The sequence below is a fragment of the Streptomyces sp. 2A115 genome, from assembly GCF_052245575.1.
GTDB lineage: Bacteria > Actinomycetota > Actinomycetes > Streptomycetales > Streptomycetaceae > Streptomyces.
The window spans coordinates 47,810-66,946 of sequence record NZ_JBQQCG010000054.1 but is presented as its reverse complement, the minus strand read 5'-3'; the positions used below and the strand labels follow the sequence as shown (position 1 = coordinate 66,946).

18 protein-coding genes are annotated in these 19,137 nt (G+C 69.0%); 10 read left to right on the top strand and 8 right to left on the bottom strand.

The genetic code is table 11. The annotated features are described in order from the left end of the window. The first annotated feature begins 74 nt into the window (after positions 1 to 74). Positions 75 to 1,367 carry an Ig-like domain-containing protein gene (locus ACTWQR_RS36050; RefSeq protein WP_443231455.1) on the top strand — a complete coding sequence of 431 codons (1,293 nt, stop codon included), beginning with the start codon at positions 75 to 77 and terminating at the stop codon, positions 1,365 to 1,367. A gap of 150 nt (positions 1,368 to 1,517) precedes the next feature. Here the strand turns inward: ACTWQR_RS36050 and ACTWQR_RS36045 are convergent, their stop codons facing one another. Then, positions 1,518 to 1,919: a hypothetical protein gene (locus ACTWQR_RS36045; RefSeq protein ID WP_443231441.1), complete on the bottom strand. Its 402-nt coding sequence runs from the start codon at positions 1,917 to 1,919 to the stop codon at positions 1,518 to 1,520. A gap of 188 nt (positions 1,920 to 2,107) precedes the next feature. On the opposite strand from ACTWQR_RS36045, the gene ctaE reads away from it, so the two are divergent. The 5 genes from ctaE (at position 2,108) to trpD (ending at position 7,504) form a co-directional block, all read left to right on the top strand. Continuing rightward, on the top strand, positions 2,108 to 2,728 hold the full coding sequence (gene ctaE, locus ACTWQR_RS36040) for an aa3-type cytochrome oxidase subunit III (protein ID WP_363109358.1): 621 nt from the start codon (positions 2,108 to 2,110) through the stop codon (positions 2,726 to 2,728). A gap of 66 nt (positions 2,729 to 2,794) precedes the next feature. Further along, positions 2,795 to 3,607 (top strand): cytochrome bc1 complex diheme cytochrome c subunit, encoded by an 813-nt coding sequence (qcrC, locus tag ACTWQR_RS36035; protein WP_443231440.1) that lies wholly within the window; start codon positions 2,795 to 2,797, stop codon positions 3,605 to 3,607. Then, a complete protein-coding gene (qcrA, locus tag ACTWQR_RS36030; RefSeq protein ID WP_443231439.1) occupies positions 3,604 to 4,659 on the top strand; it encodes a cytochrome bc1 complex Rieske iron-sulfur subunit in 1,056 nt (351 codons plus the stop codon). Before qcrC ends, qcrA begins: the two co-directional genes overlap by 4 nt. Further along, complete coding sequence (gene qcrB / locus ACTWQR_RS36025; protein ID WP_443231438.1) at positions 4,656 to 6,290, top strand: cytochrome bc1 complex cytochrome b subunit; 1,635 nt, start codon at positions 4,656 to 4,658, stop codon at positions 6,288 to 6,290. Before qcrA ends, qcrB begins: the two co-directional genes overlap by 4 nt. Positions 6,291 to 6,439: 149 nt before the next feature. Then, positions 6,440 to 7,504 (top strand): anthranilate phosphoribosyltransferase, encoded by a 1,065-nt coding sequence (gene trpD, locus ACTWQR_RS36020; protein WP_443231437.1) that lies wholly within the window; start codon positions 6,440 to 6,442, stop codon positions 7,502 to 7,504. Between the two features lie 140 nt (positions 7,505 to 7,644). Here the strand turns inward: trpD and ACTWQR_RS36015 are convergent, their stop codons facing one another. The 6 genes from ACTWQR_RS36015 to ACTWQR_RS35990 form a co-directional block, all read right to left on the bottom strand. Then, positions 7,645 to 8,634, bottom strand: a complete 990-nt coding sequence (locus ACTWQR_RS36015) for a zinc-dependent alcohol dehydrogenase family protein (protein WP_443231436.1) — start codon at positions 8,632 to 8,634, stop codon at positions 7,645 to 7,647. Beyond that, positions 8,631 to 9,482 carry a carbohydrate ABC transporter permease gene (locus ACTWQR_RS36010; protein ID WP_443231435.1) on the bottom strand — a complete coding sequence of 284 codons (852 nt, stop codon included), beginning with the start codon at positions 9,480 to 9,482 and terminating at the stop codon, positions 8,631 to 8,633. The genes ACTWQR_RS36015 and ACTWQR_RS36010 overlap by 4 nt, the downstream gene beginning before the upstream one ends. Continuing rightward, positions 9,479 to 10,420 (bottom strand): carbohydrate ABC transporter permease, encoded by a 942-nt coding sequence (locus ACTWQR_RS36005; RefSeq protein WP_443231434.1) that lies wholly within the window; start codon positions 10,418 to 10,420, stop codon positions 9,479 to 9,481. The genes ACTWQR_RS36010 and ACTWQR_RS36005 overlap by 4 nt, the downstream gene beginning before the upstream one ends. Then, positions 10,417 to 11,787 carry an ABC transporter substrate-binding protein gene (locus tag ACTWQR_RS36000; protein ID WP_443231433.1) on the bottom strand — a complete coding sequence of 457 codons (1,371 nt, stop codon included), beginning with the start codon at positions 11,785 to 11,787 and terminating at the stop codon, positions 10,417 to 10,419. Before ACTWQR_RS36000 ends, ACTWQR_RS36005 begins: the two co-directional genes overlap by 4 nt. Before the next feature lie 176 nt (positions 11,788 to 11,963). Further along, positions 11,964 to 12,734: a DeoR/GlpR family DNA-binding transcription regulator gene (locus ACTWQR_RS35995; RefSeq protein ID WP_443231432.1), complete on the bottom strand. Its 771-nt coding sequence runs from the start codon at positions 12,732 to 12,734 to the stop codon at positions 11,964 to 11,966. Positions 12,735 to 13,001: 267 nt separating this feature from the next. Beyond that, the gene (locus tag ACTWQR_RS35990) at positions 13,002 to 13,826 is read right to left on the bottom strand and encodes an NAD-dependent epimerase/dehydratase family protein (RefSeq protein WP_443231431.1); all 825 of its coding nucleotides are present in this window, start codon (positions 13,824 to 13,826) and stop codon (positions 13,002 to 13,004) included. A 274-nt stretch (positions 13,827 to 14,100) separates the two neighbouring features. Between ACTWQR_RS35990 and ACTWQR_RS35985 the strand changes: the two genes are divergently transcribed. Together ACTWQR_RS35985 and ACTWQR_RS35980 are read left to right on the top strand one after the other, a co-directional pair. Beyond that, positions 14,101 to 15,042, top strand: coding sequence for a 5-dehydro-4-deoxyglucarate dehydratase (locus ACTWQR_RS35985; RefSeq protein ID WP_443231430.1), 942 nt, complete (start codon positions 14,101 to 14,103; stop codon positions 15,040 to 15,042). A gap of 52 nt (positions 15,043 to 15,094) precedes the next feature. Beyond that, complete coding sequence (locus ACTWQR_RS35980) at positions 15,095 to 16,264, top strand: hypothetical protein (RefSeq protein ID WP_443231429.1); 1,170 nt, start codon at positions 15,095 to 15,097, stop codon at positions 16,262 to 16,264. A 202-nt stretch (positions 16,265 to 16,466) separates the two neighbouring features. On the opposite strand, the gene ACTWQR_RS35975 is transcribed toward ACTWQR_RS35980, so the two are convergent. Continuing rightward, positions 16,467 to 17,435 (bottom strand): NAD(P)-dependent alcohol dehydrogenase, encoded by a 969-nt coding sequence (locus tag ACTWQR_RS35975; protein ID WP_443231428.1) that lies wholly within the window; start codon positions 17,433 to 17,435, stop codon positions 16,467 to 16,469. Between the two features lie 175 nt (positions 17,436 to 17,610). On the opposite strand from ACTWQR_RS35975, the gene ACTWQR_RS35970 reads away from it, so the two are divergent. Continuing rightward, entirely contained in the window at positions 17,611 to 18,204 is a 594-nt protein-coding gene (locus ACTWQR_RS35970; protein WP_443231427.1) for a TIGR03086 family metal-binding protein, read from the top strand. Positions 18,205 to 18,301: 97 nt separating this feature from the next. Then, entirely contained in the window at positions 18,302 to 19,096 is a 795-nt protein-coding gene (locus ACTWQR_RS35965) for an MBL fold metallo-hydrolase (RefSeq protein WP_443231426.1), read from the top strand. The last annotated feature ends 41 nt before the right edge of the window (positions 19,097 to 19,137 follow it).

The following is a 19,137-nucleotide window of genomic DNA, read 5'->3' as shown; positions in this document are numbered from 1 at the left end:
CCGGAGCCGACCCCGGTTCCTAGCGTGAAGCCATGAGCCACTCAGTGTTCTTCCGGGGCGCCGCTGCGTCCGATATGCGCCTGCCGGCGCGTGGCGGTGTCGAGAGGCCGCCGCGCCCGCGAAACCGCACCGTCGTCAGCTGCACCCTGCTGGTGGTCGCCCTCGTCGCGGGCGTCACGGCCTGCACCTCCGACGGCCACCCGCTCTCGGCCAGGCCGTACGACGCGGCGGGACAGATCTCCTTCAACGCCCCCGAGGGCGACGGCAAGAAGGCCGACCCGGACAAGCCCCTGGAAGTCACCGCCGAGGACTCCGACGGCCGTATCACCGACGTGACGGCCACGGACGCGGCCGGGCGGTACGTGGCGGGCGAGCTGTCCGCCGACGGCGGCCGCTGGCACAGCACGTCAGCGCTCGCCGCGGGCGCCCGCTACACGGTGCGGGTGAGCACCGAGGACGAGGACGGCGCCCCGGGCCGCAAGGTCCTCTCCTTCGACACCAGCACGCCCACCACGAAGAAGCGGCTGAACGTGAAGTTCGGGCCCGACGCGGGCAAGTACGGCGTCGGCCAGCCCGTCACCGCCGAGCTCAGTACCCCAGTCAAGGACAAGGCGGCCCGAGCCGTCGTCGAGCGGGCCCTCAAGGTCGACTCACAGCCCGCTGTGGACGGCGCCTGGCACTGGGTGGACGACAAGAAGCTGCACTACCGCCCCAAGGAGTACTGGCCCGCCCACGCCACCATCAGGGCGCACAGCAACCTCGCCGGCATCAAGGTCGCCGAACGGCTCTGGGGCGGCAAGGCCAAGCCCCTGAAGCTCACCACGGGCGACCGCGTCGAGGCCCTGACGGACGCCGCCGCGCACTCGATGACGGTCTACAAGAACGGCGAGGCGATCAAGACGGTGCCCGTCACCACCGGCAAACCCGGCTTCGACACCCGCAACGGCGTCAAGGTCGTATTGGGCAAGGAGCGCTTCGTACGGATGCGCGGCACCAGCATCGGCATCGCCGAGGGCAGCGCGGAGTCGTACGACCTGCCCGTTTACTTCGCGACCCGGGTCACCTGGAGCGGCGAGTACGTGCACGCCGCGCCCTGGTCCACCGGCTCCCAGGGGAGCGCCAACGTCAGCCACGGCTGCACCGGGATGAGCACAGCCAACGCCGAGTGGTTCTTCGACACCGTGCGCCCCGGAGACATCGTCAAGGTCGTCAACTCGTACGGCGACATGATGAACCCGTTCGGCAACGGCTTCGGCGACTGGAATCTCACCTGGCAGAAATGGCGCAAAGGAAGCGCCCTGACAGCCGGCACCCCGGAGGGCCCGACGGCCGAGGTCCGCGCGAGGCTACGTCCGGAACCCGTGTGACGGTGACCCTGGTCTTTCAGGGGCGCGGGGCTGTGACATTGAGCGGCTCCGCCGAGATGGGGGTCCCTCCGCTCGAGCGAAGCCGAGAGTGGGGGCGCGACCAGCCACAACGAAGCCGCCCCCGCCGAACGAGCGCACTCCCCGCCGCGCTCAGGCGCTCAGAGCCGCTTGCCTGCGCAGCAAATCCGCCAGGGCAGACGCGAACTCCACCGGGTCGACCGGCAAGGTCACGGCCGCCTCCGCGCGGCTCCACGTGGCCAGCCACGCGTCCTGCGGACGCCCGATCAGCAGCAGCACGGGCGGACAGTTGAAGATCTCGTCCTTGATCTGCCGGCAGATACCCATCCCACCGGCCGGCACAGCCTCACCGTCCAGCACACACACATCGATCCCACCGCGGTCCAGCTCCTTGATGACGGCGGCAGGCGTGGCGCACTCGATGAACTCGACCTGGGGAACGTCCGTGGCCGGCCTGCGGCCTGTCGCCAGCCGCACCTGCTCGCGGGTGTTGGAGTCGTCGCTGTAGACCAGCACCGTTGCGGTCGGCTGCATTCTTCCTCCGGGACGTCAGCGTCGTAGAGACAGGGACGGACAGGGTCCGATGCGCGGATGCTACTCCCTTGAACACCGCGTCAGCACTGGTTCGGACAGGGCTTCGATGGGCCATACGGGCTGGACACACCCCACGGACACCCCGAACGGCACCCCCCGGAGTGAGGGCGGGATAAGCGACCGACATAATGTCGGTCGTGGCGACAGCAACGACAGTAGATACCGGGCACGCGCACCCGTCGGTCAACCGACCGAACCTCACCAGCGTCGGAACCATCATCTGGCTGAGTTCCGAGCTGATGTTCTTCGCGGCCCTTTTCGCGATGTACTTCACCCTGCGATCAGTGACGGGACCCGATCACTGGAAGGAAATGGCGCACAGCCTGAACCTTCCGTTCTCGGCGACCAACACCACGATCCTGGTGCTCTCCTCCCTCACCTGCCAGCTCGGCGTGTTCGCCGCCGAGCGCGGTGACGTGAAGAAGCTCCGGATGTGGTTCATCGTCACCTTCGTCATGGGGGCGGTCTTCATCGGCGGCCAGGTGTACGAGTACACCGAGCTGGTCAAGAAGGACGGGCTCTCGCTCTCCTCCGACCCGTACGGCTCGGTGTTCTATCTGACCACTGGCTTCCACGGCCTGCACGTGACGGGTGGTCTCATCGCCTTCCTGCTGGTCCTCGGGCGCACCTACGCCGCCCGCAGGTTCACGCACGAGCAGGCGACCGCCGCCATTGTCGTGTCCTACTACTGGCACTTCGTCGATGTCGTCTGGATCGGCCTCTTCGCCACGATCTACCTGATCAAGTAGCCCGGGCCCGCTCCCGCGCACATTCCAGAAGCATCGACGCTGAAGATCCTGACACCGGGGTAATCCGTGAAAAAGCTCTCCGCACGACGACGCCATCCGCTGGCGGCGGTCGTCGTCCTACTCCTCGCGCTGGCATGCACCGGGGGGCTGTACGTCGCGTTCGCGCCCGCGGACAAGGCGCAGGCCGAAACAACCGCCCAGTCCCTGACCATCGACGAGGGCAAGAAGCTCTACGCCGTCGGCTGCGCCAGTTGCCACGGCACCGGCGGTGCGGGCACGACTGACGGTCCGAGCCTGGTGGGCGTGGGCGCCGCGGCCGTGGACTTCCAGGTGGGCACCGGCCGCATGCCGGCCGCCACCTCCCAGGGCGCTCAGGTGCCGAAGAAGAAGGTCATCTACACGCAGGCCCAGATCGACCAGCTCGCGGCGTACATCGCTTCGCTGGGCGCCGGTCCGACCGTGCCGACCGAGGCCCAGTACGGCCCCGAGGGCGCGGACATCGCCAAGGGCGGTGACCTCTTCCGTACCAACTGCGCGCAGTGCCACAACTTCACCGGCAAGGGCGGCGCGCTGACGAACGGCAAGTACGCCCCGACGCTGGAGGATGTCGACCCGAAGCACATCTACGAGGCCATGCAGACCGGCCCGCAGAACATGCCGTCCTTCCCCGACACCACGCTGACGGAGAAGAACAAGCAGGACATCATCGCGTACCTCGACGAGGTCAACAGCGACGATTCGGAGAGCCCCGGCGGTCTGGAGCTGGGCGGCCTCGGGCCGGTCAGCGAGGGCCTCTTCGGCTGGATCTTCGGTCTCGGCGGTCTGATCGCCGTCGCTGTGTGGGTCGCCGCCCGGACCGCAAAGGCCAAGAAGTCATGAGTAGCCAAGACATTCCAGAAGAGAACCTGCCCGCTGAGCAGGACGAGCACGGTGCCGTAGCTCTCGCGGACGAGAAGGATCCGTTCGCGGATCCCGGTCTGCCGCCCCACGAGCACCGCATCCAGGACATCGACGAGCGGGCCGCCAGGCGCTCCGAGCGCGCTGTCGCCTTCTTGTTCACACTGTCGATGCTGGCCACGGTCGGCTTCATCGCCTCGTTCGTGACGATCCCGGCCGACAAGATCGTCTACATCTTCCCGCTCGGGCACATCAGCGGACTGAACTTCGCGCTGGGCATGACGCTCGGTTTGGCGCTGTTCGCCATCGGCGCGGGCGCGGTCCACTGGGCCCGCACGCTGATGTCCGACGAGGAGATGATCGACGAGCGGCACGCCATCGCGGCGGAGCCCGAGGTCCGTGCGAAGGTCCACGCGGACTTCAAGCAGGGCGCCAAGGAGTCCGCGATCGGCCGCCGCAAGCTGATCCGCAACACGATGCTCGGTGCGCTGACCCTGTTCCCGCTGTCCGCCGTCGTCCTGCTGCGCGACCTCGGTCCGCTGCCGGAGGACAAGCTGCGGCACACGATGTGGCGCAAGGGCATGCAGCTCGTCAACATGAACACGAACGAGCCGCTGCGTCCCTCCGACGTCGCGGTGGGCTCGCTCACCTTCGCCAAGCCCGAGGGCCTGGAGGAGGACGACCACGAGTTCCAGAACGAGATCGCCAAGGCGGCCCTGATGATCGTCCGGCTGCAGCCGGACAACATCAAGGACAAGCGCGAGCTCGAGTGGTCCCACGAGGGCATCGTGGCGTACTCGAAGATCTGCACCCACGTCGGTTGCCCGATCTCCCTGTACGAGCAGCAGACGCACCACGTTCTGTGCCCCTGCCACCAGTCCACCTTCGACCTCTCCGACGGTGCCCGAGTGATCTTCGGCCCGGCCGGTCACGCCCTGCCGCAGCTGCGTATCGGCGTGAACGACGAGGGCTACCTCGAGGCGCTCAGCGACTTCGAAGAGCCCGTCGGTCCTTCATTCTGGGAGCGCGGATGAGCACCACAACCACCGATTCGCGGTCGCGCGAGAAGGCACCGGCCGGCGAGAGGGTCGCCGACTGGGCCGACGGCCGCCTGGGGATCTACTCCCTGGCCAAGGCCAACATGCGCAAGATCTTCCCGGACCACTGGTCCTTCATGCTGGGCGAGATCTGCCTCTACAGCTTCATCATCATCATCCTCACGGGTGTGTACCTGACGCTGTTCTTCCACCCGTCGATGACCGAGGTGGAGTACCACGGCAGCTACGTTCCGATGCAGGGGCAGCTGATGTCGGAGGCGTTCGCCTCCACGCTGGACATCAGCTTCGACGTGCGCGGCGGTCTGCTCATCCGGCAGATCCACCACTGGGCCGCGATCATCTTCCTGGCCGGCATGTTCGTGCACATGATGCGCGTCTTCTTCACCGGCGCGTTCCGCAAGCCGCGTGAGATCAACTGGCTGTTCGGCTTCCTGCTGTTCGTTCTGGGCATGTTCACCGGCTTCACCGGTTACTCACTCCCGGACGACCTGCTCTCCGGCACCGGTGTCCGCTTCACGCAGGGCGCGATCCTGGCGACGCCCATCGTCGGCACGTACATCTCGATGTTCCTGTTCGGCGGAGAGTTCCCGGGCACCGACTTCGTCTCGCGGTTCTACTCGATCCACATCCTGCTGCTGCCCGGCATCATGCTGGGCCTCGTGGTGGCCCACCTGATCCTGGTCTTCTACCACAAGCACACGCAGTTCGCGGGCCCCGGAAAGACCAACAAGAACGTCGTCGGCATGCCGCTGCTGCCGGTCTACATGGCCAAGGCCGGAGGCTTCTTCTTCCTGGTCTTCGGCTTCATCGCGATGCTGTCCGCGGTCGCGACCATCAACCCGATCTGGGTGCTGGGACCGTACCGGCCGGACCAGGTGTCCACGGGCGCCCAGCCCGACTGGTACATGGGCTTCGCCGAGGGGCTGGTCCGAGCGATGCCGGGCTGGGAGATCAACATCTGGGGGCACACGCTCGCGCTGGGCGTGTTCATTCCACTGGTGCTCTTCGGTCTCTTCCTCGGGGTGATCGCGCTCTACCCGTTCATCGAGTCCTGGATCACCGGCGACAAGCGCGAGCACCACATCCTGGACCGTCCGCGCAACGCCCCGACCCGTACGGGCTTCGGCGTCGCGTGGGTCACCGCGTACATGATCATGCTGATCGGCGGTGGCAACGACATCATCGCCACCAGCTTCCATCTGTCGATCAACTCGGTCACCTGGTTCGTACGCATCGGCTTCTTCGTCGGACCGGTCATCGCGTTCATCGTCACCAAGCGGATCTGCCTGGGCCTGCAGCGCCGCGACGCGGACAAGGTGCTGCACGGCCGGGAGTCGGGCATCATCAAGCGCCTGCCGCACGGCGAGTTCATCGAGGTACACGAGCCGCTCAGCCAGGAGGCTCTGCACACCCTCACGGCGCACGAGCAGTACAAGCCGGCCGAGATCGGGCCGGCGGTCGACGAGAACGGTGTCGAGCGCAAGATGAAGGGCTCGCAGAAGCTGCGGTCCAAGCTCAGCAACGCGTACTACGGCGAGGACAACCAGATCCCCAAGCCGACCGCTGAGGAGTACAAGGAGATCACGAGCGGCCACGGCCACCACTGATCTCTGACCTGTTCGCCACGGTAAGAGCCCCGTCCAATGCATGGACGGGGCTCTTTGCCGTCCCCGGGCTGGATAGGGTGGTGCCATCCCCATACGAGATACGAGTCCCGGTACGAGCCGTCGGGACCGGGACGACCCAGGAGCGGCATATGAGCGCTGTGACCCCCGCTGGAGGCGACACCGCGGCGGGCCGTTCCTGGCCCGGTCTGCTGAACGGTCTGCTGGACGGGCGCGACCTGAGCGCCGACGACACGGCCTGGGCGATGGACCTGATCATGCGGGGCGAGGCGACCGACGCGCAGATCGCCGGGTTCGTGGTGGCGCTGCGGGCCAAGGGCGAGACCGTCGACGAGATCGCCGGGTTCGTACAGGCGATGTACGAGCACGCGAACGTGATCGAGGTGCCGGGGGAGACCGTCGACATCGTCGGTACCGGTGGCGACGGAGCGAGGACCGTCAACATCTCGACCATGTCGGCGATCGTCATCGCCGGGACGGGCACCAAGGTCGTCAAGCACGGAAACCGGGCGGCTTCCTCGGCCTCCGGAGCGTCCGACGTGCTGGAGAAGCTCGGCGTCAATCTGGAGCTGCCGACGCATCGGGTCGCCCAGGTCGCCGAGGTCGCCGGGATCACCTTCTGCTTCGCGGCGAAGTTCCACCCGGCGATGCGTCATGTGGGCGCCACGCGCGCGCAGTTGGGGATCCGTACGGTCTTCAACGCCCTCGGACCGCTCACCAACCCGGCGCGGGTGAAGGCGCAGGCCGTCGGGTGCGCCGACCCGCGTATGGCGCCGATCATGGCCGGCGTCTTCGCCGAGCGCGGCAACTCCTCGCTCGTCTTCCGCGGCGACGACGGGCTCGACGAGCTGACCACCACGGCCACGTCCCGCGTGTGGGTCGTCCGGGACGGGAAGGTGCGCGAGGAGTCCTTCGACCCGCGTGACGTCGGGATCGAGATGGTGCCGGTGGAGGCGTTGCGGGGTGCCGACGCCTCGTACAACGCGGATGTCGCGCGGCGGTTGCTGAACGGGGAGACCGGGCCTGTGCGGGACGCTGTGCTGCTGAACTCGGCGGCGGCGCTGGTGGCTTTGTCGCCGAATGACGGGTCGCTGGCCGACCAGCTCCGGGCGGGTATGGCGAAGGCCGCGGAGGCGATTGATTCCGGGGCGGCGAAGAGGACGCTGGAGCGTTGGGTGGCGGCGACGAACGCGTAGCGGTTGGGTTTTTTCGCCCCCGCCGCCCCTACCCGTCCCATCCCCTGGGGCTCCGCCCCAGACCCCGCCAGGGGGCCGGCCCCCTGGACCCCCGCTCCTCAAACGCCGGAGGGGCTGATTTCCGGCGGGGGCGAAATCCCCTACGGAACCACCACGATCTTCCGCCCCACCCCCGAAGCGAACTGCTCCAGCGCCTGCGGATAGCTCGTCAGGGGAAGGCGGTCGCTGATGAAGATGTCCGGGTCCAGAACACCCGTGGAGAAAAGCTCCGCCGCACGTTCGAAGCTGTGCAGGACCGCCATCGACCCGGTGATGGTGATCTCCTGGTTGTAGATGCGGTACGGGTCGATCGTGACCCGGGTCGCGTAGTCGGCGACCCCGAACTGCAGGAACGTACCGGCCTTGGCCACCCGCCCCAGACCGTCCTGGATCGCCGCCGCGTTACCCGTCGCGTCGACCACCACGTCCCAGCCCTGAGGCCGCTCCAACTCGTCGGCGTTCGTGGCGGAGGCCGAGACGCCGAGCAGTTGGGCGGTGGCCAGGCGCCGCGGGTTCAGGTCCACCACGTCCACGCCGGCCGCGCCCGTGCGCTTCGCCAACTCCAGCATCATCAGCCCCATCGTCCCCGAACCGTAGATCAGGACGTGGGCACCGAGGCGGGACTGGAGAACGTCGTAGCCGCGGACCGCGCAGGAGAGGGGTTCGACCAGGGCCGCGTCCTGGGTGCGTACGTGCTCGGGGAGCTTCACGCAGTTGGCCACCGGCGCGACCGCGAACTGGGCCGCCCCGCCCGCCGTCGTGACGCCGATCGCGGCCCAGCGCTCGCAGAGGTTGTTGTGGCCCGTACGGCAGTACCGGCACTCGTAGCAGTAGAGGGACGGGTCCACCGCCACCCGGTCGCCGACGGACAGTTCCGTGACCTGGGTGCCCACCCCGACCACCTCGCCCGCGAACTCGTGCCCCGGCACGATCGGCAGCTTGGGCGCGAACTCACCCTGGAGGATGTGCAGATCGGTCCCGCAGAGCCCGCACGCGGCGACCTCGACGACGACCTCGCGGGGCCCTGGCGTCGGGTCCGGGACCTCGGCGACGACGGCCTTGCCCACGGACTCGATGACGGCGGCCTTCATTTCACGGCTCCCAGTGACAGGCCCTGGACCAGTTTGTCCTGGGCGGCGAACCCCGCGGCGAGCACCGGCAGGGAGATGACCAGCGACGCGGCGCACACCTTCGCCAGGAACAGGCCCTGGCTGGTGATGAAGCCGGTCAGGAAGACGGGGGCGGTCTCGGCGACCACGCCGGTGAGTACCCGGGCGAAGAGCAGTTCGTTCCAGCTGAAGATGAAGCAGATCAGGGCGGTGGCGGCGATGCCGGGGAGCGCGATGGGGGCCACCACTCGGGCCAGGACCGTCGGCAGTCGTGCCCCGTCGATCTGCGCCGCCTCGATGACGGCCACCGGCACCTCGGAGAGGAAGGACTGCATCATCCACACCGCGATCGGCAGGTTCATGGAGGTGTAGAGGATGACCAGGAGCCAGATGTTGTCCAGCAGTCCGGTGTTCCTGGCGAAGAGGTAGATGGGCAGGAGGCCCGCCACGACCGGCAGCATCTTCGTGGACAGGAAGAAGAACAGGACGTCCGTCCACTTCTTCACCGGGCGGATGGAGAGGGCGTATGCGGCCGGGAGGGCCAGCACGAGGACCAGGAGCGTCGAGGCCAGCGACGCCACCGTCGAGTTGATGAGCGCGGGCCAGGGGCTCGCGCCGCCGCCCGTGCCGAAGAACTCGCGGTAGCCGTCGAGGGTGAGGGCGGCCCCGAAGGACGGGGGATTGGTCGCCGCGTCCTCCTCCGAGTGGAAGGACGTCAGTGCCATCCAGGCGATGGGGAGGAAGAAGACCATTCCGGCCAGCCAGGCCAGCAGGCCCAGGCCCGCTCCCTTGGCGCGGCGGGGACGTACTCGTATCGCGGTGGCGCTCATGCGCGGCCCACCTCCTCACGGAACAGGGACGACACCACGCGCAGTGCGAAGGTCGCGATGATGATCGAGCCGATGACGACCAGGACGCCGGCCGCGGAGGCGAGGCCGTTCTCGTGGGCCTGGTAGAAGCTCTGGTAGACGGTGTAGGGGAGGTTCGCGGTGCCCAGGCCGCCGGATGTGATCGTGAAGACCGCGTCGAAGTTCTGGACGATGTAGATCGAGCCCAGCAGGGCGCCGAGTTCGAGGTAGCGGCGCAGGTGGGGGAGCGTGAGGTAGCGGAAGACCTGCCAGTCGCTCGCGCCGTCCACCCGAGCCGCCTCGATCTGCTGGTGGTCCCGGCTCTGCAGGCCCGCCAGCAGGATCAGCATCATGAAGGGCGTCCACTGCCAGACGAGGGAGGCCTCGACCGCGAGCAGCGGGGTGTTGGAGACCCAGTCCGGCTGTGGGCCGCCCACGTAGTGCAGCAGGCCGTTGAGGAGGCCGTACTCCGGGTTGTAGAGCACGTGCTTCCAGAGCAGGGCCGCCGCTACCGGGACGACGAGGAAGGGTGCGATCAGGAGCGTACGGACCAGGCCGCGGCCCCGGAACTTGCGGTCCAGGAGGAGGGCGAGGCCCAGGCCCAGGACGAGGCTGGCCAGTACCACGGCGACCGTCAGGAGGATCGTCGTCCAGACCGACTGGCGCAGGTCGGCGTCGGTGAGGACCTCGGAGTAGTTGGCGAAGCCCGTGAAGGAGCGGGCGTCCGGGTAGAGGGAGTTCCAGTCGAAGAAGGAGATCACCAGCGTGGCCACGAACGGGAGCTGGGTCACGGCGATCATGAAGATCAGGGCGGGGAGCAGCGGGGCCCGGGTCGCCCAGGCGCGGAGTCGGCCCGAGGGGGGTTTCCGCTCGGCGCGTACGGATGGTGCGGCTACTGGGGCTGTCGTCGTGGCGGTCATCGTCCCTCGTACTCCTCGGCGATCTCCTCGGCCAGTTGCTGGGACTTCGTCAGGGCCGACTCGACGGACTGGCGTCCGGCGATGGCCGCGCTGATCTCCTGCGAGACCTTGGTGCCGAGATCGGTGAACTCGGGGATGCCGACGAACTGGATGCCGGGCGCCGGGCGCGGCTGCACCCCGGGGTCGGTGGGCCGGGCCCCCTCGATGGCGGAACGGGTCACGTCCTCGAAGGCGGCGGCTTCCTTGCGGTACGCGGCGTTCTCGTACGTGGAGGCGCGCTTGCCGGCCGGCACGTTGGACCAGCCGATCTTCTCGCCGACCAGTTGCTCGTACTCCTTGCTGGACGCCCAGGAGACGAACTTCCAGGCCTTGTCGGGGTTCCGCGACGCGTCCTGGATGCCCCAGGCCCAGGTGTAGAGCCAGCCGGAGCTCTTCGTCTTCTCGACGGGCGCCGGTACGTAGCCGATCTTGCCCTTGACGGGGGAGTTGGCCGACTCCAGCGAACCGGCTCCGGACGTGGCGTCGTACCACATGGCGGTCTTGCCCTGGGTCATGTTGTTGAGGCACTCGGCGAAGCCGGACTGGGCCGCGCCGGACTCGCCGTGCTTGCGCACGAGGTCTACGTAGAAGCGAGTTGCCTTTTCGAACTCGGGGGAGTCCAGGCGTGCCTTCCAGTCCTTGTCGAACCAGGTGCCGCCGAAGGTGTTCACGACCGTGGTGAGCGGCGCCATGATCTCGCCCCAGCCGGGCAGGCCGCGCAGACAGATGCCCTTCATGCCGGACTCGGCGCCGTCGGCCTTGGCCGCGAGGTCGGCCACCTGGGTCCAGGTCGGGTGGTCGGGCATCGTCAGGCCCTCTTTGGCGAACACGTCCTTGCGGTACATCAGGAAGGACGACTCGCCGTAGAAGGGCTGCCCGTAGAGCTTGCCGTCGTCGCCGGTCAGGGACTGGCGCATCGGCTTGAGGACGTCCTGCTCGTCGTAGGCGCTGTCCTTCGCGACGAACGAGTCCATCTCGTGCAGCCAGTCGTTCCTGGCGTAGATCGGTATCTCGTAGTTGCTCAGGGTGGCGACGTCGTACTGGCCGGCCTGGTTGGCGAAGTCCTGGCTGATCTTGTCGCGGACGTCGTTCTCCGGCAGGACGGTGAAGTTCACCTTGATGCCGGTCTCTTTGGTGAAGTGGGCTCTGGTGAGCTTCTGCAGCTCCATCATCTGCGGGTTGTTGACCATGAGGACGTTGATGGAGTTGCCACCGGAGCCCGTCCCGCCCGCTCCGGCCCAGCAGCCGGAGAGCAGCGGGGCGAGCAGCGTCCCTGCGGCGGCCGCGGCGAGCATCGCGCGCGGCCTCCGTCGGCTCGGGGTTCGCATGGATCACTCCTGTGGGCGTATCGGGAGATAAGGGATGATGCGGGGCGTGGAAGTGCCCTACGTAGTGAGTCAGTTGGGTTTTCGGACGGTGGGGGCGTTGGGGGAGTGGGTGGGGTTGGGTTTTCGGACTCGGACTCGGACTCGGGGGGTGGGGTGGGGGCGAGTCGGGCTCGGGTTCAGACTCGGATGACCTGAGGGCCCTGCATCGAGTAGCGGTGGGCCTCGGAGGCGGGGAGGAGCGTGCTGGTGACGATCGCCTCCAGGGCGCTGATCCCGGCGAACCGGCAGAAGCTGACCGCGCCGAACTTGGTGTGGACGCCTGCGAAGACCGTGCGTCGCGCGGCCCGGATCGCCTGTGCCTTGACCTCGCTGACCGCCGGGTCGGGCGTGGTGAGGCCGTGTTCGCGGGAGATGCCGTTGGCGCCGATGAACGCCAGGTCGATGACGAAACCGGCGAGCATCTTCGTCGTCCAGTGGTCGACGGTGGCTAGTGTGCCGGGCCTGACCCGGCCGCCGAGCAGCAGGACGCTCGTGTTTTCGGCCTCGGCGAGCGCGCCCGCGGTGGCCAGGGACGCGGTGACCACGGTCAGCGGCCGGTCCCGGGGCAGTGACTCGGCGATGAGCTGCGGGGTGAACCCCTCGTCGACGAAGACCGTCTCGGCGTCCCCGAGCAGCTCGGCCGCGGCCGCCGCGATCCGGCGCTTCTCGGGCACGTGGCTGGTGGCGCGGAAGGCGAGCGTCGTCTCGAAGCCGGCGCTCTCCACGGGGTAGGCGCCGCCGTGCGTGCGGCGGACGAGGCCGTGGTCCTCCAGGGCGCGCAGGTCGCGGCGTACGGTCTCCTTGGCGACGCCCAGTTCGGCGGCGAGCACGTTGACGTCCACGGCGCCGGTGCGGCGGGCGGTCTTGACGATCTCCCGCTGACGTTCCTCCGCACTCATCGCCGACACTCGCTCTCTGTGCTCACTGCCCGTTCGGGCCCGGTGAGACCCATGGGGGAAGTTCTACAGCGGGTACGCGGCACTGACCAGGTCTGTTGCGGGCCCGATGGTGCCCGTGTGTGCCTGTTTCGCTCGACGGCTGCCCGTGTCGGACCTGCGGCGGAGCGGAATTCGGGCAGTGCGGATGCCCGAACTGCGGGGCGGGCGGGCCCGTTCGGTGCCCGCCCGCCCTGTGCGCCGCTTTCTGTGTGGTCCCTGTGCCGTGTGGGGGATGTCTCAGTACGGCCAGATCGGCGGGCGGGTGACGAAGTGGCCGCCCAGGCGGGCGTGGTCCGGGTTCTCCGGGTCCAGCTCGCCCTGCTCGGCGATCAGCTTCTCGGCGTACGGCTCGGAGTCGTCCCGCGGCTCGTAGCCGAGTCCCCGGGCGGTCGACAGGTCCCACCACAGGCGGGTGTTGGCGGACGAGCCGTAGACGACGGTGTGCCGGACGTCCTCGGCGGTCAGGGCCGCGTGGAAGAGGCGGGCGCCGTCGTCGGGGCTCATCCAGACCGACAGCATGCGCACGCTCGTGGGCTCCGGGAAGCAGGAGCCGATCCGGACCGAGACGGTCTCCAGGCCGTGCTTGTCCCAGTAGAACTGGGCCAGGTCCTCCCCGAACGACTTCGACAGTCCGTAGAAGGTGTCCGGTCGGCGCGGGGTGTCGATCGGGATCAGGGCGCTCGTGTCGTGCGGCGCGTCGCCCTCGGGGCGCGGGGTGAAGCCGACCGCGTGGTTGGAGGAGGCGAAGACGATGCGCCGGACGCCCTCCTCACGCGCGGCCTCGTACAGGTTGTACGTGCCCTCGATGTTCGCCTTAAGAATCTTGTCGAAGGTGGACTCCAGGGAGATGCCCGCGAGGTGGATGATCGCGTCCACGCCCCGTACGGCCTCGCGCAGGGCTTCCTTGTCGCCGAGGTCCGCGGTGATCGCGTCCGGCTCGCCCTCGATCGGGAGCAGGTCGAGGAGGCGCAGCTCGTAGCCGTAGGCGGGCAGCAGCTCCCGCATCAGGGTGCCGAGGCCGCCGGCGGCGCCGGTGAGCAGAACGGTGCGGGGAGCGGGCATCCTCGGGTCTCCTTGAATCAATTGCCGTATGCGCGTACGGCATTCACATCCGTGGACACGCTATGGATCGTGAACCGGCCGCGTCAAGTGTCGCGCGAGGGCTGGATCCACCCTCGTGGAGGGGGGAATCAGCCCTCCATATTGCTTCCGCAATGCGCGTTTGCCCGCTTGACCACCCCTAATGGGGCGCCTTAGCGTGGAAGCGTTCAGAGATATGGACGTGAATCAGAAACGTGCACGGGTGGCGTGTGCGTGCATGCTCTAGGGAGAGCCCGTGACGTCAGCCCCCCTTGCCGCTCGACTCAGTATCCCGAGCGGGCCGCTGTTCTTCCCCGTCACCGCGTACGACCATGACGGCGCCGTCGACCTCGACGTCTACCGCGAACACATCCGGCGGGGTGTCGAGGCCGGCGCCGCCGCGGTCTTCGCCTGCTGCGGCACCGGGGAGTTCCACGCGCTGACGCCCGAGGAGTTCCAGGAGTGCGTGCGGGCAGCCGTCGAGGAGACGGCCGGCCGCGTGCCCGTCGTCGCGGGCGCCGGGTACGGGACCGCGCTCGCCGTGCGCTACGCGCGGCTCGCCGAGGAGGCGGGCGCGGACGGGCTGCTCGCCATGCCGCCCTATCTCGTCGTCGCCGCGCAGGAGGGGCTGCTGCGGCACTACACGGAGCTGGCCTCCGCCACCTCGCTCGACGTCATCGTCTATCAGCGCGACAACGCCGTGTTCACGCCGGAGACCGTGGTCGGGCTGGCCCGGACCGAGGGGATCATCGGGTTCAAGGACGGACTGGGCGATCTGGACCTGATGCAGCGGATCGTGAGCACGGTCCGCGAGGAGGTCTCCGGGGAGTTCCTGTACTTCAACGGGCTGCCGACCGCCGAGCTGACGGGGCTCGCCTACCGGGGCATCGGGATCACGCTGTACTCGTCCGCCGTGTTCTGCTTCGCCCCGGAGATCGCTCTGGCCTTCTACCAGGCGTACAACTCCGGTGACGACGTCACCGTGAACCGGCTGCTCGACGGGTTCTACCGGCCCTTCGTGGACCTGCGCGCGCAAGGGCGCGGGTACGCCGTCTCGCTGGTCAAGGCGGGAGTGCGGTTCCGGGGGCTCGATGTGGGCGAGGTGCGGTCGCCGCTGCACGAACCGGCCGAGGATCATGTCAAGCAGCTCGTTCAGTTGATCGAGCGGGGCTACACGCTTCTCGAGGAGGGCATGTGAGCGGAGGGCATGTGAGCGGTCGGCAGGGAACGGAACACGGTCGGGAGGGCATGTGAAGGCGTCAACCTTCGTCTATCCGTGGGACGTCAACGGCGATCCGGACGCCGCGGCGCGCATCGCCGGGCTCGGCGTCCGGCAGGCGACGCTCGCCTCCGCGTACCACTCCACACGCGCGCTGACCCCACGGCACCCCCGGCACCGCATCGTCACCGCGCTGCACGCGGCCGTGCTCTACCCGGCGGACGACGGGCGGTGGGAGGGGCGCAGGCTCCGGCCGTACGCCGCCGGGGACTGGGCCCCGGAGGACGCGTACGGGGAGGCCGCCTCGGCCCTCGCGGACGCCGGGCTCGACGTGCACACCTGGGTGGTGCTCGCGCACAACTCCCGTATGGGCGAGGAGTTCCCGGACACCTCTGTGGTCAACGCCTACGGCGACCGCTATCCGTGGGCTCCCTGCATCGCGCAGCCCGACACACGCGCGTACCTTGTCGAGCTGGCCGTCGAGGCGGCGGTACGGCCCGGTGCGGCGGGTACGGAGCTGGAGTCACTGGGCTGGTACGGGCTCGCGCATCTCCACGCGCACGACAAGACGGCGGGCGTGGCGGTCGGGGACGCCGGCCTGTACCTGATGTCGCTGTGCTTCTGCCCCTCCTGCCGTGACGGCTGTACGCGACTGGGTCTCGACGCCGACGAGTTGGCGGCCGCCGTCCGGCGCGCCCTGGAGCCGGTGTGGCGCGGCCAGGCCCCCTCCGGAGGCTGGGAGGCCGTCGAGAAGCTGCTCGGCGGCGAGCTCGCGACGGCCACGCGCGTGTGGCGTGACTCCGTCGCCCGCTCACTCCAGACGGAGGCCGTCGGCGCGGTGCGCTCGGCCGCACCCGAGGGGTTCCAGATCCTGCTGCACGCGGACCCGCTCTCGTACCGCGTCGGCGCGAACGTCGGCGTGGATCCCGCGCACATCCTGTCGGTCGCCGACGGTGTGGTCGTGCCGTGCACCGGAGGTCCCGAGCCGCTGACTCCCTTTGCCGAGCAGGCAGTCGAGAGGAACGTGCTGGCGGCCAACTTCACCGTGGTGAGCGGCATGGGCGGCCGCCCCGCGACGCTCGGCGAGGACGTGACACGGGCGGTCGAACTCGGAGCCACCGAAGTGCGCCTCTATCACGCGGGGTTGGCGTCCGACGAGGACCTGTCGCTCGTGACGGAGGCGCTCGCGCGGCTCGCCTGAGGCCGCAGCAGGTCCACGACGGTCACCGACCGGCCCCCTCACGGGGCCGCCCCCTACCGCCACACTCAGCGAGTGGAAGGTTTGGGACATCGAGGGGCCACGTAATGCCTGGTCGCTGACGAAGCCACTTGTCCCAGACCTTCCAATCGCTCCTTGCCAGTCGGGGGAGGGGGCGCGTAGGCGGGTGGGGTAGGGGGTGTCGTCAGATGGTGATGACTAGCTTGCCCAGGGGATGGCCTTTCTCCAGGTGGCGGAGGGCGGTAGGGGCCTCGGCCAGCGGGTATGTGCGGTCGATGGCCGGGGTGATCTTGCCCTGTTCGGCGAGGTCCTTGAGGGCCAGGAGATCTTCGCGGCGGGCGATGGAGATGAGGTTGCGGAGGTTCTGGCCGATGAAGGGGGAGAGCAGGACGGCGCGGATGTCGCGGCTCATGCCGCCGAAGAAGCCGGTTCCGCCCTCGCCGCCGACGATGACGAGGGTGCCGCGTGGGGTGAGGGCGCGGCGGAGGAGGGGCAGGGGGCGCAGGCCCGCGTTGTCGACGATGACGTCGTAGCGGTGGGGGCCGTCGGTGATGTCCTCGCGGGTGTAGTCGATGACGTGGGCGGCGCCAAGGGAGCGGACCAGGTCCGCTCCCGCGGGACCGCAGACGCCGGTGACCTCGGCGCCGTACATCGCGGCGAGCTGGACGGCGTAGGTTCCCACCCCGCCGGACGCGCCGATCACGAGGACCCGCTGGCCCGGCCGCGGGCGGGACTTGCCGCTCAGGGCCTGGAGGGCGGTCATGCCCGAGACGGGGAGGGCGGCGGCCTGTTCGAAGGTGAGATTGGCGGGCTTGAGCGCGAGCTTGGCGGCCTTGGCGCGCGCGTACTCGGCGAACGAGCCCTCGCAGTTGCCGAAGACCTCGTCGCCCGGCTTGAACTCGGTCACCTTCGCACCGACCGCCTCCACGCGTCCGGCGCCGTCCCAGCCCCGCACGGGATTCTTGGGCTTACGGAGCCCCAGGGCGGCGCGCGCCACGTAGGGCCGGCCCGTCATCAGGTGCCACACCTCGGGGCCGACCCCGGCCGCGCGCACCTCGACGAGCACTTCGTCGTCGCGGGGCACGGGGCGGTCGGTGTCGCGCAGTTCCAGGAGATCCGCTGATCCGTACGCATCCTGAACGATCGCCTTCATGGCGTGGCTCCCCTTCGCGGTCCCGGACACCGAGCGTCCCGGATACCCAGAGCATCCCGGTGGCTCGAACGCCTGACCAGCTTCCTGAGCATGATCTTGGGGGCTTGGGCGATGAGTTTTCGTACGGCCGACGGTCTACCTCCTGACGAGGCCTTGACCAGCAGAGGAGCCGACCATGGGCAGTACGACACCGACGACGCTCGACCTGGGGCCGCAGGCCCTGATCGTGGCACGGCTCGCGGAGGGCGTGGGCGAGGAGCAGCTGGACGCCCCGACGCCGTGCCCGGAGTGCGCGGTGCACAACATGCTGGGGCATCTGCTCGGACTCGCCACCGCCTTCCGGGACGCCGGGCGGAAGGACCTGGGGGTCACGACGGACACCAGCCCGACCACCGCCGTGCCGGACATCGAGCCCGGCTGGCGTGAGGCGCTCCCACGCGTGCTCGACGAGCTCGCCGAGGCCTGGCGCGATCCGGCGGCCTGGACCGGGGAGACCCGGGCCGGCGGAGTGACCCTGCCGGGCGCCGTCGCCGGTGCCGTGGCGACCGACGAGCTCGTCATCCACGGGTGGGACCTCGCCCGGGCCACCGGCCAGGAGTACGAGCCCGACGCGGCTGCCCTGCGGGCGACGTACGAGTTTCTGCTCGCCGCGGCCGACGACCCGTCCCGTGGTGACATCTTCGGGCCGATCGTTCCCGTACCGGACGACGCGCCGCTCCTCGACCGCGCGGTCGGGCTCAGCGGTCGCGATCCCGGGTGGAAGTCCTAGCACCGCCCACGGGACGCCCCTGCCACGCCACTGAGACGCCACAGAGACGCCACAGAAAGGAAGCGCCTGCGCGAAGACGGTTCCGTACGCTCCCCGCATGCCCCTCACCCTCACCACCCTCGGCACCGCCTCCCCGCACCCCCAGCCCGGGCGTCCCTGCTCCGGCTACCTGCTGAGCGGAGGAGGCGCCGAAGTCTGGGTGGACGCCGGGCCGGGGACGTTCGCCGAATTGCAGCGGCACACTGATCCGGCGCGGCTGACGGCGATCTGGATCTCGCATCTGCATGCCGATCACTGCGCCGACCTGTTGGCCGCCGTTTACGGGCTGGCGTACGGCGGACTCACCCCGGACGCACCCATTCCGGTTCACGCGCCGAAGGGCTGTGGGCAGCGGATCGCGGGGTTCTTCGGGCAGCCCGATCCGGGGTTCCTGAGCGGGATATTCGAGTTCAGGGACCTGGTCGACGGCGACGACGTGCGGTACGGCGGGCTGCGGATCACCAGCCACGCCGTCGTGCACGACACCGAGGCGTACGGACTGCGGGCCGAGTGCGAGGGGAGGGTCCTGGCGTACTCCGGGGACAGCGGGCCCTGCGACGGGCTCGCCGAACTCGCCCGGGGAGCCGACCTGTTCCTCTGTGAGGCCGACATCGACCGGCATCGCGAAGGCGAAGGCGAAGGCGAAGGCGAAGGCGAAGGCGATGGTGGGGGCGGGCAGGTCCACCTGACTCCCGAGGACGCCGGTGCGTTGGCCCGGTCCGCGGATGTCGGTGAACTGCTCATCACTCACGTCGGGCCCACGCTCACACCCCACGCGGCCACCGCACGCGCCGCGGCCGTGTTCGGCGGGCACACCTCCATGGCCCGGGAAGGCGACGCGAGGGTCGTCTGAAGATCATCTGAAGGTTCAACCTCACCTTCTTTTGTCAGAAG